At 30.7% G+C, this 15,794-nt stretch carries 18 protein-coding genes; 12 read left to right on the top strand and 6 right to left on the bottom strand.

The window, feature by feature from the left end:
• Positions 1-73: 73 nt before the first annotated feature.
• The 3 genes from feoB to AC30RD_RS01925 are packed head-to-tail and all read right to left on the bottom strand — an operon-like array spanning position 74 to position 3,594.
• On the bottom strand, positions 74-2,170 hold the full coding sequence (gene feoB / locus AC30RD_RS01935; RefSeq protein ID WP_489492477.1) for a ferrous iron transport protein B: 2,097 nt from the start codon (positions 2,168-2,170) through the stop codon (positions 74-76).
• A 30-nt stretch (positions 2,171-2,200) separates the two neighbouring features.
• The gene (locus AC30RD_RS01930) at positions 2,201-2,425 is read right to left on the bottom strand and encodes a FeoA family protein (protein ID WP_489492476.1); all 225 of its coding nucleotides are present in this window, start codon (positions 2,423-2,425) and stop codon (positions 2,201-2,203) included.
• A gap of 8 nt (positions 2,426-2,433) precedes the next feature.
• Positions 2,434-3,594 (bottom strand): OprD family outer membrane porin, encoded by a 1,161-nt coding sequence (locus AC30RD_RS01925; protein ID WP_489492475.1) that lies wholly within the window; start codon positions 3,592-3,594, stop codon positions 2,434-2,436.
• A 139-nt stretch (positions 3,595-3,733) separates the two neighbouring features.
• On the opposite strand from AC30RD_RS01925, the gene AC30RD_RS01920 reads away from it, so the two are divergent.
• Positions 3,734-4,234, top strand: a complete 501-nt coding sequence (locus tag AC30RD_RS01920; protein ID WP_489492473.1) for a rhodanese-like domain-containing protein — start codon at positions 3,734-3,736, stop codon at positions 4,232-4,234.
• 9 nt (positions 4,235-4,243) lie between these two features.
• Here the strand turns inward: AC30RD_RS01920 and AC30RD_RS01915 are convergent, their stop codons facing one another.
• Positions 4,244-4,519, bottom strand: a complete 276-nt coding sequence (locus AC30RD_RS01915; RefSeq protein WP_489492472.1) for a hypothetical protein — start codon at positions 4,517-4,519, stop codon at positions 4,244-4,246.
• Positions 4,520-4,523: 4 nt separating this feature from the next.
• Positions 4,524-5,342, bottom strand: coding sequence for a phosphatidylserine decarboxylase (locus tag AC30RD_RS01910; protein WP_489492471.1), 819 nt, complete (start codon positions 5,340-5,342; stop codon positions 4,524-4,526).
• A gap of 77 nt (positions 5,343-5,419) precedes the next feature.
• Between AC30RD_RS01910 and gltX the strand changes: the two genes are divergently transcribed.
• From gltX to AC30RD_RS01895, 3 genes are read left to right on the top strand one after another with little or no spacing between them, the layout of a single operon-like run.
• Positions 5,420-6,721 carry a glutamate--tRNA ligase gene (gene gltX, locus AC30RD_RS01905; protein ID WP_489492470.1) on the top strand — a complete coding sequence of 434 codons (1,302 nt, stop codon included), beginning with the start codon at positions 5,420-5,422 and terminating at the stop codon, positions 6,719-6,721.
• The gene (locus tag AC30RD_RS01900; protein WP_489492468.1) at positions 6,715-7,014 is read left to right on the top strand and encodes a YggT family protein; all 300 of its coding nucleotides are present in this window, start codon (positions 6,715-6,717) and stop codon (positions 7,012-7,014) included. Before gltX ends, AC30RD_RS01900 begins: the two co-directional genes overlap by 7 nt.
• Positions 7,011-8,657: a lytic transglycosylase domain-containing protein gene (locus tag AC30RD_RS01895; RefSeq protein ID WP_489492467.1), complete on the top strand. Its 1,647-nt coding sequence runs from the start codon at positions 7,011-7,013 to the stop codon at positions 8,655-8,657. The genes AC30RD_RS01900 and AC30RD_RS01895 overlap by 4 nt, the downstream gene beginning before the upstream one ends.
• Here the strand turns inward: AC30RD_RS01895 and AC30RD_RS01890 are convergent.
• On the bottom strand, positions 8,614-9,093 hold the full coding sequence (locus AC30RD_RS01890; RefSeq protein ID WP_489492466.1) for a hypothetical protein: 480 nt from the start codon (positions 9,091-9,093) through the stop codon (positions 8,614-8,616). The genes AC30RD_RS01895 and AC30RD_RS01890 overlap by 44 nt on opposite strands.
• Before the next feature lie 110 nt (positions 9,094-9,203).
• On the opposite strand from AC30RD_RS01890, the gene mobB reads away from it, so the two are divergent.
• The 8 genes from mobB to AC30RD_RS01850 form a co-directional block, all read left to right on the top strand.
• Positions 9,204-9,689: a molybdopterin-guanine dinucleotide biosynthesis protein B gene (gene mobB, locus AC30RD_RS01885; protein ID WP_489492465.1), complete on the top strand. Its 486-nt coding sequence runs from the start codon at positions 9,204-9,206 to the stop codon at positions 9,687-9,689.
• 1 nt (position 9,690) lies between these two features.
• Positions 9,691-10,539 (top strand): class 1 fructose-bisphosphatase, encoded by an 849-nt coding sequence (locus AC30RD_RS01880; protein ID WP_489492463.1) that lies wholly within the window; start codon positions 9,691-9,693, stop codon positions 10,537-10,539.
• A 5-nt stretch (positions 10,540-10,544) separates the two neighbouring features.
• Complete coding sequence (locus AC30RD_RS01875; protein WP_489492462.1) at positions 10,545-10,739, top strand: hypothetical protein; 195 nt, start codon at positions 10,545-10,547, stop codon at positions 10,737-10,739.
• 15 nt (positions 10,740-10,754) lie between these two features.
• Positions 10,755-12,653: a methionine--tRNA ligase gene (gene metG / locus AC30RD_RS01870; protein WP_489492461.1), complete on the top strand. Its 1,899-nt coding sequence runs from the start codon at positions 10,755-10,757 to the stop codon at positions 12,651-12,653.
• A complete protein-coding gene (locus AC30RD_RS01865) occupies positions 12,650-13,615 on the top strand; it encodes a hypothetical protein (RefSeq protein ID WP_489492460.1) in 966 nt (321 codons plus the stop codon). Before metG ends, AC30RD_RS01865 begins: the two co-directional genes overlap by 4 nt.
• A 12-nt stretch (positions 13,616-13,627) precedes the next feature.
• Positions 13,628-14,338 carry a calcium:cation antiporter gene (locus tag AC30RD_RS01860; protein WP_489492459.1) on the top strand — a complete coding sequence of 237 codons (711 nt, stop codon included), beginning with the start codon at positions 13,628-13,630 and terminating at the stop codon, positions 14,336-14,338.
• Positions 14,339-14,379: 41 nt separating this feature from the next.
• The gene (locus AC30RD_RS01855) at positions 14,380-14,775 is read left to right on the top strand and encodes a calcium:cation antiporter (protein WP_489492457.1); all 396 of its coding nucleotides are present in this window, start codon (positions 14,380-14,382) and stop codon (positions 14,773-14,775) included.
• 27 nt (positions 14,776-14,802) lie between these two features.
• A partial coding sequence (locus AC30RD_RS01850) for a TRAP transporter substrate-binding protein (RefSeq protein ID WP_489492456.1) occupies positions 14,803-15,794 on the top strand: 992 nt, incomplete at its 3' end.

Genomic DNA, 15,794 nt, shown 5'->3' with positions numbered 1-15,794 from the left:
TAAAATTTTCAAACTAAAATCGCAAAGCTTTTGCTCAATTTGTAATTTTTCAGAGAGTTTAATTCCCGATATTTTAAAAACCTAAAGCTTCTAATATATTATAAACAATAAATGCTAAAATCCATGCTAAAACGTTTGGATAAATAGTATAAAAAGTTCTCCAAGCCCATTGAGGTATTTCAGCATAAAATGTGCTCATAGCAGCAACACAAGGAGAATATATCATTATTATAACTATTAAAGCTATTGCCGCTTTAAAATCGATATTTTCTCTAAGTTTGCTTATTAAAGTAGAGCTTGTCTCATCTGCTTCCCCTACAGCGTAAAGAGTCGCAAGAGTAGAGACAACAACCTCTTTTGCGGCAAGTCCGCTTAAAGTTGCAACGGACATTCTCCAATCAAATCCCAAAGGTTCAAAAACCGGCTCAATTATTTTTCCCAATTTTCCCAAATAACTATTTTCTAACTCTTTTGAAGCCAACTGGTTTTTAAGCTCTAAAATCTCTTCTTCACTTTGAGCTAACTCTATCTTTTTTTGATACTGGATTTGTAGATCCTCATTTACCGGATATGAACTTAAAAACCAGATTATCATAGCGGCACCAGCTATGAAAGTTCCGGCCTTTTTTATAAAAATTTTTGCTTTTATCCAAAGCTCTATTAAAAGAGCCTTTATTGAAGGGAATCTATAAGGAGGCATCTCCATAACAAATGGTTCTGGTTCTCCTTTAAAAAGAACTATCCTTAATATCTTTGCTACAATTAGTCCTAAAATAGCTCCTCCTATATATATCGCAAACAATATATTCCCTGCACTCTGGGTTGGGAAAAATGCCGCAATTAGCAAAACATATACCGGAAGTCTTGCACTACAGTTCATAAATCCAAGTATCAACATAGTAATCAATCTATCTTTTGGATTTTTAAGAGTTCTTGCGGCCATATATGCAGGAACGGTGCATCCAAAACCGCTAACTAACGGAATAAAAGCTTTTCCCTGAAGACCAAATCTTTTCAAAAAACCATCAAGCAAAAATGCAGCTCTTGCCATATATCCCGTTTGTTCTAAAAGATTTATACCTAAAAAAAGTATTAAAATATTTGGTAAAAACATAATTATTGCACCAACAGCCGGAATTACTCCGTCTGTAATTACAGAGTTTAAATCTCCCTGCGGTAAAATTCCTCTTAGCCAATCGGCAAAATTTGTAAAAGTCTCATCAATATAATCCATCGGGATTGAGCCAACTTCAAAGGTAATTTGAAAAAGCGCCCACATAAAAAATAAAAATATAGGAAGTCCAAAAATTGGATGGATTAAAATTGCGTCGATTTTGTCGGTCAAAGACTCTTTTTTTGGCAATATCATAACTTGCATAACAATAGATTTTGCTATAGCGTTTCTCTCGTTTGCCAAAATATCAGCAACGCTTTCTTCATCAAACTCAAGTTTCAATCTTTTAATACTCTCTCCAAGCTCCTCATGAAGCTCCAAAAAGATAGGTAGGTCATGAACTATCTTATAAATATCTTCATCTTTTTCCAAAAGTCTTATTATAAAAAATCTAGCTTTTTCTTTATTTTCAAAATGGGGAGATTTCATCAAAATTTTGGTTAATTTTTCTATCTCTTCTTCGATTTTTTCATTATAATAGATTTTCCTTTGCATTTTTGGCAAATTTTTTGTAGAAATTATCTTATCTACGATCTCATCAACACCTCTATGCTCTTTAGCCGATGTTAAAATAACAGGAATTCCAAGTAAAGTTGATAATTTTTGAGCATCTATTTTTCCACCTTTTTTTTCAACTTCATCTATCATATTCACCACTAATATCATCTTTTTATTCATATCAAGAAGTTGCATGGTAAATATAAGATTTCTTTGTAAAACATTGGCATCAACTACGTTAATTATCAGATCATAATCTTCGTTTAACAAATAATTTTTTGCCACATGCTCTTCGGGAGTATAAGCGTTTAAAGAGTAAATACCAGGAAGATCGACTATATCTATCTCATAATCATCTTTTTTTATAAAAACCTCTTTTTTTTCTACAGTAACTCCGGCAAAATTTCCAACATGAAGTCTTGCGCCGCTTATGGAGTTTATAATAGAAGATTTTCCAACATTTGGCTGTCCTACCATTACGGCTTTAATCTTTTTCATTTTCTCCTCTTTGTTTTTATTTAAAAATATTTATATTTCAACAAATATCGAATCAGCTTCCTCTTTTCTTAAAGCAACTCTTGTTCCTTCTACATCGATTTCCCATGTCTGTTTTTTCAATGTGTGATCAAGAAGCTTTATTTTATTTCCTTTGGCTATCCCCATAGATAAAAGCCGACTTTTTATAGGCTCTTGAGCAGCGATTTTTTTTATAATTGCGCTTTCGCCTATTTTCATTTGGGATACTTTTTTCATTTTCTCTCCTAAAAACTTCTTTTTAAAATGATCCTAAAAATATCATAATCTTCATCATTGGCTGTTTTATCGTTTATATTTGCATAAACAACTTCAGCCTCAATATCTGCAACTATTTTTGCGTTTAAATATAGATCCAACTCTTTGGTATTATAATCATTTTTATCTCCAGCTTCAAATCCTCCATACGCACATCCGGCCGAAAAATTATCAAATAATGAATACTGTGCACCTAAAGTATAACTTTTTGCATCTTTATCTTCTACCGAATCTATAGTTTGATCTTCCATAGAGGTAAAAAACGCCCCTCCCCCAAAACTAAACATACTTTTTGTATCTCCATACTCTTTATTAAATGCACCGCTAAGTGTCAAATCTTTATATTCTATCTGGGCCATAACGCCTAAAGTTTTTGAATCTATCTCATCTAGATGCGATTTTCCGCTATTTTTTGCCTTATCTATCTGAGCTGATATATTAAAAGCAAAATCTTCAAAATCAAAAGAGTATGATGCTTCCAAATATAAAATATTTGCTATATCATAAATTTTGTAAGCCCAAATGGAAGCTGAAAAATTATCTTTTTCATATCCTATAGAAGCTAAACTCATCCCGTCAGTATTTTCTTCAACCCCCATCACTTCGTTTAAATTTACAAATTTCTTAATATCTCCCGAGTTTTCCCAGCCTGCCATTTTGTTTAAATGAGCTAAAGTTAATTCAAAATTTTCATACCCCCCATAAACCAAACTTACACCTTCAAAAAAGTTGGGAACCATTCTTATATCATCGCTATCTGCATGGGGAGAATCAAATAAAAATCTACCAGCTTTAATTTCAAAGCCGCTATTTTCATAATCTAAATATGCCTGACTCACAAAAGTTAATCCATCTTTTTCTACTCCGTAAAAGCTCTCTTCAATCTCCTCTATTTTTGGATTTAAACCAAAATCTTGAAGAGTATAAAAACTTAAATATCCACTTAAACCCTTATAATTTTTAGTTTTTAAAAAAAGATTTCCACCTACACCAAAAGCTTTAGTATCAATATCTTTTTTATTGTCAACTTTTATATATCCAGCTCTTATCTCGCCGCCATACTCTTTTATTATCTGGGCGTTTAAAATAGAAGAACTTAGTATTATTGATATTAACAATCCTTTTTTCATATAGCCTCCTTGATTTTTATGAAAAAAATGTTACATAAAAAAAACTTACTTTTTGCTTAATTATGATAATCATTTTCATTTTCTATTAATGACGTTTTAAGATCCCTTTTTGTATCTTGCTTTTCAAAAAGGAGCTTTTATGAAAAAAATATTTATTTTATTAATAACGGCTATTTCTATTTTTAGCCAAGAGTTATATTATGAAGATGATATCTCGGTAAAGGAAGCTTATGAGATGCAAAAAAAAGGCGCCATATTAATAGACGTAAGAACGGCTTCTGAATATATCTATGCATCACATCCCGTTGGCGCAATATCAATACCTATTTTTGAGTATAGATTTAATCCAAAAAATATAAATTTAAGAGTAAACTTTGCAAAAAAAGAGATAAATAAAGCCAATTTAGACGCTCAAAAGCTTTATGAAATAATACCCATTGAGAACAAAAATTTTTTAGAAGATGTTAAAAAAGTTGTAAAAAAATTGGGAAACAGAGCTATTTTAATAATTTGTAGAAGCGGAGCAAGGAGCAAATACGCAGCCAACTTACTATCTAAAAACGGCTTTAATAACGTATATAACGTCGAAGAGGGATTTTTAGGCTGGAAAAAGGAGAAGCTTCCTTATAAAGGAGAGTAAAATTTTCCTTTATTCAGCCTGAGGCATCTGGTCGTAAAATTTCATAAGTTTGTGTCTAACATCAGCTATCATTTCCGGGGTAGCTTTAGGAGACTCAAGCCAGACGGCTTGAAAATTCTCTTTTTGCGTGCTATAAACGGACTCGTTTAAAAAAGCGCTATACTCTTCGATAGATTCGCAAAATCTCTCTTCGTTGGTCTCTTTATTTACGGCTCTAATCACCCAACCTCCAAGTCCGTTAGGTAAAATTTCGGCTTCTATTATCAATATATTTTCTTTTTCCATAATATTATCCTTTTATAAAATGTGCTATTTTTTGACCAAATTTTACTTTTTCAAAACTCTTTACATCAAATTTTACACTATTTTTTTCAAATAGAAGTAAAACTGTTGAACCCATTTTAAAATATCCAAGAAGTTCACCTTTTTTCATAAATAAATTTTCATAATCATATACAGATAGAGTGCTGTTTTTGTTTGTTTCTATTCTTTTTTCGAAAGTTAAAGTCATCTGCCCTACATTTAAAGCTCCAACAAGAACTATATATAAAATTTTTTCTTTGGCTTGGCACTCTAAGATAACTCTTTCGTTCTCTATAAAAAGATCTATTTTTTTTCTCAAAAATCTTAAATTAACAGGATATAATTTTCCGGGAATATGAATAACTCTCAATACCTGCAAATCGCAAGGAACATGATATCTATGATAATCTTTTGGAGATAGATACAAATTTATATATTCTCCGTCATATATTTTATTTTTGTAGTTTGTCTCTAAAAGCAAAGAGTCTATACTATAACTCATCCCTTTTATCTGCATAGCTACATCTTTTTTTAATTTTCCGCACTCAGTTATTAAAGAGTCTGTGGGAGATATCACGCTATTTTCATCTATATCTATTTCTCTATTTTTTAGAAGTTTTCTTGTAAAAAGTTCATTTAAACTTTTATACTCTTTAGGAGATTTAAACTCTTTCATATCAAGTTTTAATAGTTTTACATAAGAAGAGTTGATAAATTTTTGAAGAACCGGATGAAATCTATGACTTGCAAATTTTCCAAAACCAGCAGAGATAATATTTGTTAAAACTCTTCTTCTTTTTCTCACGAAAACTCCTAAAAATTTATGCTAAATATACCAAATTTTGGATAAAATGGCAAAGAATTTTATTTATAAGGAGTATTATGCTTAGATTTGCGCCAAGTCCAACAGGGGATATGCATATAGGAAATTTAAGAGTGGCTATTTTTAACTATATTGTATCAAAACAGCAAAATGAGAGATTTTTACTTAGGATCGAAGATACAGATATCGAAAGAAATATCGAGGGAAAAGATAAAGAGATTATAAATATATTAAAAAAGTTTGGAATCAAGTGGGATGAGATACTATATCAAAGTCAAAATATAAATTTTCATCAAAATTTCGCATATAAACTTTTAAATGAAAAAAAGGCATTTGCCTGTTTTTGCACCCCTCAAGAGTTGGAAAAAGAAAGAATAAAAGCCAAAGAGGAAAAAAGAGCCTACAGATATAGCGGAAAATGTGAAGAGATAACGATAGATGAAGCAGCAAAAAGAGCCGAGCCTTTTGTAGTTAGGATAAAAAAGCCAAAAGATACAATTGAATTTGAAGATATTATAAAAGGTAAAATAAGCTTTTCGCCAAATGAGGTAGACTCTTTTGTAATACTTAGAAGCGACGGGAGGCCTACATACAATTTTGCATGCGCCATAGATGATATGCTCCATGATATATCTTTGATAATAAGAGGAGAAGATCATCTATCAAACACTCCAAAACAGATACATGTAAGAAAATCTTTAGGTTATAATAAAAATATAAAATATTGCCATTTGCCAATTATTTTAAATAAAGAGGGCAAAAAAATGAGTAAAAGAGATAACGAATCAAGTGTTAAATGGCTTTTAGAAGAAGGCTTTATACCTCAAGCTATCACAAACTATCTGATTTTACTCGGAAATAAAACTCCTAAAGAGATTTTTACTTTAAATGAAGCTATAGAGTGGTTTGATTTAAATAATCTATCAAGCTCAAGTGCTAAATTTGATATTGATAAATTAAGATATATAAATAGAGAGCATCTTAAAATGTGTGAAGAAAATGAATTGTTGAAACTTTTGGGATATGAAGATATAAACATAGCAAAACTTGCAAAAATTTATTTAGAAGAAGCAAGCACTACAAAAGAGTTAAAAACAAAAATAGATAAAATTTTATCAAAAGAAAGAGATTTTAAAGAGTTTGAAAAAGAGGCTCTAATATTAAAAAAATATATAAATGAAGCTTTTGAAAAATTTGACAACTTTGAAGATTTTAAAAAATATCTAATGGAAAAATCATCTTTAAAAGGGAAAAAATTTTTTAAACCATTAAGGATTTTATTAACCGGGGCTGAGCATGGTCCAGAACTTAGTAAAATTTATCCCCTATTAAAAAATTTAGCAAAGGAAAAAAAATGGTAGTTTTTGCCACACTTCTTGAAGCGATAGCAAATATATTGCATATGGTTATAAACATATATATATGGGTAGTAATAATTGCGGCTCTAATAAGCTGGGTAAGACCAGATCCATATAATCCTATCGTTCAAACATTATATAGATTAACAGAACCCGTTTATCATTTTATTAGAAGATATATTCCAACTGTTATTGGAGGAATCGATTTGGCTCCGATTATAGTAATAATCGCTTTGCAGTTTATAGATCTATTTTTAGTTAAACTGCTATTTCAACTGGCTTTTTCACTACAATGAAAAAATTTATACTTTTTTTACCTCTTTTGCTTTTTGGCAAAGAGGTGACCCTTGATTTTTTAGCTTCTAAACCCTCTTCCATCGCAAAAGATTACTATATTTATAAATTTTTTGATCAAAATATAACATCTAAAGAAGCGGATATTGCCTTTTATCAGATAAAAAACGTAAATAAAAAACTATTTTTAAAATATGCCAAAAAAACAGATAAAAAAGAGATAAAAAAAGTTGCAAAATGTTTAAAAACTAAAAAAGATGAGGTTTTAAAAGGTGATGAGAGCTGCATTGCTATCTGGATAACTCCATATAGATTTTTAAAATTAGACAAAAAAGATAAAGAGTTTGTATTAAAAAAGATAAAAAAATTTAAATTTTACAAACAGTATAAAATCTTATCTGCAAACTATCCATTTGAGCTGCTTTTAAAAAATAGAGACCTTTTTATTAAAACTTTTATTTCGGTTGGAGATAAAAACAGAGAAAAGTTTTTTGATAGATACGTAGATATTGAAACTCTAAATTATTTAAAAAATCAAAAAAATTTTGATACTTTCATAAAAATTGCAGCTACAAGCAATCTAAAAAAACTTCATTTTTCCCTTTTTGCTCTAAATCCAAAAGAACTCTCCCATCAAAGCAACTTTTTTATCGCTATTTTAGCAATAAAATATAAACTTTTTAGTATCGCTAAAAAATATCTAATTGAGGCAAAAAAGAAAGCATATTATACATTTGATATTGATAAATGCAATTTTTGGCTATACAAAATCACAAAAAAGAAAAAATTTTTAAACGAGCTTACTAACTCAAAAGATATAAATATCTACTCCTTATACGCTTTAGATAAAAGGCATAAAAAATTAGAGATAAAAAAATTAAAAATAGATAATGAATACATTTATCTTGTATCAACCAAAAAAATACCCGATATTAACGCTTTAAAAAATACTCAAAATAAGAAAAACAATATCAATATAAACGACCCTTTTGAGTGGCTAAAAATATTAAATAAGATAAACAAAACAAAAAATAATGAACTATTAAAACTTGCAATCAATTTTAAAGATCCAAAAAATTTACCAATCTTTTCGTTCATTTTAGAAAAATATTTTAATTACACTATCCATCCCTTTATTATGCCTTATGAAAGATTTTTACAAAAAAATGAGGACAAAGCCTTGCTTTATGCGATAGCAAGACAAGAAAGTAGATTTATTCCATCTTCGATTTCTCGCTCTTTTGCCCTTGGAAGTTTTCAGATAATGCCTTTTTTAGCTAAAGCCATAGCAAAAGAGAAAAAAATGAAAAATTTTGATCTTGATCTTATGTTTAATGAAAAAATAAATCTTGAATTTGCCAAATATCATCTAAATTTTTTAAAAAGAAAACTTTTTCATCCTTTGCTTATCGCATACGCTTATAACGGAGGTATTGGTTTTTTAAAAAGAAAAGTAATAGATAAAAATATATTTAAAAAAGATCCATATCTTGCAATGGAGTTAATTCCTTATAGCGAAAGCAGAAAATATGGGAAAAAAGTTTTGGCAAATTATATTATTTATTCAAAGATTTTCAATAAAAATATAGATACTATAAAAACTATTGATAAATTAGTCGAGTTTGACCATAATCATCGCTTTTAAATATTAAAACTTTTTTGCCTGAAACTTTTGGAAATTTTACAATATATAGCTTATACCAAGGCTTTACCATCGGCATCTCTTTGGCAATTACGCTATCTTTATCAACCTTTTTTATCTCTAAAGGGATTTTATCGTTTAAATATATATGATATTTTGGATTAAAAAGTCCGCTTTTTTTCTCGTCGCTAAAATCGTTGTTTATATAAACCCTAACAAAAAAATATTCACCATCTTTATATTTTTTTATAGGATTTAAATATGTGGCGATTATAAAAGCTTTATTTTCCATAGAGACAATAATCTCTCCCTTTCTTGTATAACTTATAGCCTCTTCATAAGGCTTATCTTTATGAAAAAAAGAAAATCCCCCTTTTTGCGCACATCCGGTAAAAATAAAAAATGATAAAAAAAGAGCGGCTAAATAAATTTTTTTCATTAGTATCCTTTAACAATACAATTTAGACAAAATTATACAAAAAATGAGCTTAACTCCTTTTTATCTAATATTTGGTAAAATCTTTTACATTAAAAAAGAAAAGGTGGTTTATGGCTATTGCTGTAGCGTTTACCGGACCGTCAAACAGCGGAAAAACAACAACAATAGAAAAAATTGCAAAAAAATTAATTAACGAATATAAGCTATTAATCGTAAAAAACGACCCTAAAGATAAAGCAAAATTCGATATTGAGGGAAAAGATAGTTACAAATTTTTCCAAACGGGTGCCGAGGTGGTTATCACTTCGCCTACAAGAACGACCTATTTTTCCCATAGAAGAAAAGAGATAGATGATATTATAAAGATGGTTGAGGATTTTGATATTATGCTGGTGGAAGGTTTAAAAACACTTCCTTTACCAAGAATAGCTATATTTAGAGAAAATATCCATAAAGAGTATTTTGATTATATCGATGCTGTTGCTGTTGATGAAAAAATCAATAAAGATCTTATTCCAAAAAATATAGATATTTTAGATCTAAACGATATCGATAAGATAATAGATTGGATTTTTAAAAAAGGCAAAAGGATCTAAAATGCAAGAGATATTTGAAGCCATAAAAGAAGGCGCAAAAAAAGTTCATAACGCAATAATCCATGAAGAGGCCGGATTTAGTGAAACTCAAAATATCTCCGGTGATCAACAGTTAAAACTTGATGTTTTAAGCGATAATATTTTTGAAGAAGAGTTTAGAAAAGTCAAAAGTATAAAAACTTTGGCAAGCGAAGAAAAAACAGATCCTATCGTTATCAACGAAAATGGAAAATATTTAATAGGATACGATCCGTTAGATGGAAGCAGTTTAATAGACGTAGATTTGAGTGTGGGAAGTATATTTGGAATATACGAGGGGGGATTTGACGGGCAAAATCTGATCGCAAGCGCCTATATAGTTTACGGACCGAGGGTTGAACTTGTTATATCTACGATAAAAGTAGAAAGATTTGTTTTAAAAGATGGTGATTTTGTTTTTTTAGAAGAGATTAAACTCAAAGAAAAAGGCAAATTAAACGCCCCAGGAGGCACGCAAAAAGAGTGGTTTTCTTATCATAAAAAAATGATCCAATCCCTTTTTGAGGAAGGGTATAGACTAAGATATTCTGGAGGTATGGTGCCTGATCTTCATCAAATATTGGTAAAAGGCGGCGGACTTTTTAGTTATCCAGGAACAAAAGATAAACCTATGGGAAAATTAAGAAAGGTTTTTGAAGTATTTCCTTTTGCTCATGTTTACGAAAAAGCCGGAGGATATGCAATAAATCAAGATTGCAAAAGATTGTTAGATCTAAAAGCCGAAGATATTCACAGCACGACTCCATGTTTTTTTGGATCATCTTATGAAATTGATAGAGTAAAAAAATATTATTTAGATAAAAATGAGTAGGTATGATGGAAAAAAGCTTAGACAAATATGAAAAAGCCTTAATCGAAAAAACCAAAATTTTAAAAGAGTGCCAAAAAAAGAAAAATCTCAATAGTTGCTTAAAATGTAAAGAGATAATAGGATGCAAAATCAGAAACGAATATGTCAATGCCGTTTATGAGAGTATGAATAAGGGGCAAGGGGGAGGATTTGAATTTTAAAATAAAAGGATATATATGAAAAAGATGTATATAACTACTCCGATATATTATGTAAACGATGTTCCACATATAGGACACGCTTATACCACTATCATAGCAGATTGCGCCGCAAGATATTTTAGATTGAGAGGTTATGATACATTTTTTTTAACCGGAACAGACGAGCATGGACAAAAAATCGAGCAATCCGCAAAATCAAAAGGAAAAACCCCTAAAGAGTATGCGGACGAAATCAGTAAAAAATTCAAAGATTTATGGGACGAGTTTGAGATAAGTTATGATAAATTTATAAGAACTACCGATAAAGAGCACATAATAGGAGTTCAAAAAGCCTTTGAAATAATGTATGAAAGAGGCGATATTTATAAAGGAACATATGAAGGACATTACTGCATAAGCTGTGAAGCTTTTTTTCCCGAAACCCAACTAATTGAAGGAGAATTTTGTCCAGATTGCGGTAAAGTTACTACTATCGTAAAGGAAGAGAGCTATTTTTTTAGATTGTCAAAATATCAAGAAGATATTTTAAAATGGTTTAAAGAGTCAGATCCTATTTTGCCAAAATCTAAAAAAAACGAGGTTATAAGATTTGTAGAAGCTGGATTAAACGATCTTTCTATAACAAGAACAAGTTTTGATTGGGGGATAAAACTTCCCAAAAGTTTAAACGATCCAAAGCATGTTATGTATGTATGGCTCGATGCGCTATTAAACTATATTACAGCTCTTGGATATGGAACAGATGAAAAACTGATGCATTATTGGCCCGCAGACTACCATCTTGTTGGAAAAGACATTTTAAGATTTCACGCAATATATTGGCCCGCCTTTTTAATGAGTTTAGGTCTTCCTCTACCAAAATATATCGCTGCACACGGATGGTGGACAAGAAACGGGGAAAAGATGAGCAAATCAAAAGGAAACGTAGTAGATCCAAAAAGTGTCGCAGATGCTTATGGACTGGAAAATTTTAGATATTTTCTTTTAAGAGAGGTTCCTTTTGGGCAAGACGGAGATTTTAGTCAAAGAGCTTTGATAGATAGAATAAACAGCGATCTTAGTAACGATCTTGGAAATCTTTTAAATAGAATCATTGGAATGAGTGGCAAATATTTTGATTTTGAGATAGATAGCAAAGATGTAGAAAAATATCATAATCAAGAGTTAAGCCAGGTTAAAAATATTATTTCAAATTTAGAAAAATATATATTCGAAATGAAATGGCATAAATTTTTAGAAGAGCTTTGGAAAATTTTATCCATAGCAAATAAAGCTATCGATATGTATGCTCCATGGAGTAAAATGAAAGAGAAAAAAGAAGATGAAGCAATGGCAACTATTGCGCTTGTCGCAAATATCTTGGCAAAAACGGCAATACTCTTAAATCCTGTTATGCCAAAAACAACTCAAAAAATAGCCGACTCGCTAAATTTTAAAATAGACACTCAAAGTTTTGAAAAATATATAGTAAAGTTTAAAAATCTAGAAAAGATCTTTATTAAAAAAATCCCACCACTTTTTCCAAAAATAGAAGAGCCCTTAATGAAAGAAGAAAAGCCAAAAAAAGAAAAAGAGATAAAAAAGAGTCCTTTAATATCCATTGATGACTTTTTAAAAGTCGAGATAAAAATAGGAACGATTTTAGAAGCAACTGAGGTTCCAAAAAGTAAAAAACTTTTGAAATTGCAAGTTGATTTGGGTGAAGATAAACCAAGACAGATAGTTGCGGGAATAAAAGAGTTTTATACTCCACAAGAGCTTAAAAATATGCAAGTCTGCGTTGTTGCAAATCTAAAACCGGCAAAACTTATGGGAATAGTTAGCGAAGGTATGGTCCTTGCTGCAAGAGACGATGAGGGTCTTTGTTTAATAACTCCAACAAAAAGAAAAAAACCGGGCACACCTGTTAAATGAGAATAGAAAATCTTCTTTATCTATTGGATGGAGAGCTAAAAAGTTCTCCATCCATTAAAAAAATAGGCGGCTTTTCTTGCGAGGCCTCTTTAGTAAAAAGAGGTGATCTATTTTTTGCAAAAAACAAAAAAGAGATCGAGTTAGCCGTTAAAAACGGGGCATACTCCATAGTATTTGAAGGATGGACGCAAATTATAGATAATGAGATTGCTTGGATAAAAGTAAAAAATCTACAAAATTCCGCTTTGAAACTTCTTAGATTTTTTCTTATTCAAAATCAAATTCCTCTCTTTAGGCTCGATTATTTAGAGTATGAAATGGCAAAAACTTTAGATCACTCTTTAGAAATTCTGTTTTTAGAAAAAGATTTTGTAAGTAATTTGATCCAACTATCAAAAAAAGAAAAAAAAATTGCGCTAATTTATGATAATGAAATTTTTAAGAAGTTATCTCTTGATAATTATGAAATAAAAACAGATAAAAAGATAAAAATTTTAAACTCCTATCTTTTTGAAACTTCGTTTATTTATAATAATATCTATTATGAAAGAGTCAATATCTCACCTTTGTTTATAAAAAATTTAGATAAAGTATTGAATATTTTTGAACTTTTTTTTATCAATTATCATATAAAAAATATAGAAAACCTAAACCGCTTTAAACCAATTTTTGTAGATAGCTATTTTAATAGATTGGATTTTGGAAAGAGCGATAGAGTATTAATAATAGAAAATGATTACGATCTGCTACAAAGAGAAAGAGAGTTTTTAGAAGAAAAAGCCAAGTGGGCAAAAAAAATATATATAAGCGATAAAGATATAAAAGACTTTATTTTAGCAAAAGATTTTGATAAAATTAGAGATATTTTATATAACAAAAATTTCAATTTTGCCCTTATTGGCGCAAAAGATTTTGATTTGAGCAGTCTTTTGAAAAATAAAAAGATAATGTCACTTTTTTAAGGAGTAAAACAGTTGGAATCTTCCCAGACCTCTTCACCCCGGTTTTTTGATTTTTTATCCGCTTATTGGGATATTTTTGCCGGGATAATTTTTGGACTTTTGGCATTTTTTCTACACAAAAATCATCTCGTTTATTTAAGCACTATTTTTGCAGCAATTTCCATAGGCGCACTATCAGTTACAATCTCAGAAATTGCTGAGATTTTGGCCGAAAGGCTTGGTGAGCCTTACGGAAGCTTTGTTTTAACTTTTAGCGCCGTTGCGGTGGAAATTTTGCTCCTTTTTATGATTTTAAGCGGAGGGGAAAACTCTGTTGAGACGTTAGAAACCGTAAAAAGTGGTATAATTTCTGCAGTTATTGTAGATATGAACGTGCTTTTAGGCCTTGCTGTCTTTGTGGGCGGACTCGCCTTTAAAGAACAAGAACATAACGAAGATACTTCAAGCACTTATACTACGATTTTATTTGTCTCAGCCTTGGCTTTATTGGTGCCAAGCTTATTAAAATTTTCTCAAAACGCTCAAGAAAAGCTTACACAAGCGAGCATTATCATATCTGTTATGTTAGCGATTTTTTATGTAGTTATTTATATTTTTCAAACAAAAACCCATTCACACTTTTTTAAATCAACAGCTAGAAGTAGAATAATGAGAATGAAAAGAAAAATAGGCGAAGAGGAAGAAGAGGAAGAGTATATTTTGATAAACTTCCAAACTTTATAAATCTTTTAATAATATTTATTTTAATTTTATTGGTAGGTTTTGTGGCAGAGATATTTGCAACTGATGGAATGCCCGTATTTAAAGAGCTTGGCATATCTACTGGACTTGCTGGTTTGATAATAGCAATAATTAGCGTTTCACCAGAGCTCTTTACCGCTATTAAAGCAGCCAAAGATGACCAGATTCAAAGAGTTATAAATATAGCGATGGGAGCTTCAACCGTATCTATACTTTTAACGGTACCTATTTTGATGGCTCTTGCTTATATGAACGGTATCGATTTTACTTTAGATTTTAATAGCCTACAAATCGGCGCTTTAATTTTTACTGTAATTTTAGCGTGGAAAACTACTGATGATGGAGAAACAAATTATATAGAGGGAATTTCTCATCTTATGCTCTTTTTATGTTTTGCGGTGATTGCCGCACTGTATTAAAATGTCCAAAATAAAAAAGGATATCAAATGAAAAGAAGAGCTTTTATAGCCGCTACGGCTTTAGCTACGGCCGCTGTGGTGAGCGGTTGCAAAAGAGAAGAAAAAATAAAATCTATCAATATATCCAAAAAAAGAAAAATAGAGATAAAACTTTGCACAAGTTGGCCAGCAAACTTTCCCATAATGGGAGAGGGTGTTGAAAGATTTGCAAAAAAGGTAAACAAAGCCACTAACGGTGAAGTGATTATTAAAGTTTTTCCAAAAAATATACTTGTTCCAGCACTTGCGGTATTTGACGCTTGTAGTAGCGGTCAAATCGAGGCTTTTCATTCAGGACCATATTATTGGAAGGGAAAAAATGCAGCTTTTAGCCTTTTTGGCGGGTTTCCTTTTGGTTTTACTTCCGATGAAATGGGTGCTTGGATGCTATATGGTGGTGGATTGGAGATCTGGAGAAGTTTATATGAAAAATATGGACTATACGGGATGCTTGGCGGAAATACCGGCGTTCAAATGGGTGGATGGTTTAGAAAAGAGATAAAAAGCGTAAAAGATCTAAAGGGTCTAAAAATGAGAATACCAGGACTTGGCGGCGAAGTGATGGCTAAGCTTGGTGTAAATCCTATAAATATTCCTGCCGGTGAAATATATACGGCACTCGAAAGAGGCGTTATTGACGCGACAGAATGGGTTGGCCCCGCTCTTGATATAAAAATGGGCTTTTATAAAGTTGCAAAATATTACTATAGCGGTTTTCACGAGCCAGGAAGCGTTTTAGAATTAACTTTTAACAAAAAATTTTGGGATAAATTGGACAAAGATATAAAAGAGATAATCTCTTCTTGTGCAATTGAGTTAAATTCTACTATGGTTTACGACTTTCAGGCTAAAAACGCAAAAGCGTTGAAAAGTTTAAAAGAAAAGGGAGTAATATTAAAAGAGTGGCCCAAAGAGGTTGTTGAATCGGCAAAAAAAGCCTTATTGGAAGTTATTGAAGAGCAATCTAAAAAAAGCAAAGA

This window comes from Nitrosophilus sp. (genome assembly GCF_982775275.1).
The sequence above is the reverse complement of the archived record's forward strand: the minus strand, read 5'-3'. Positions and strand labels throughout refer to the sequence as shown.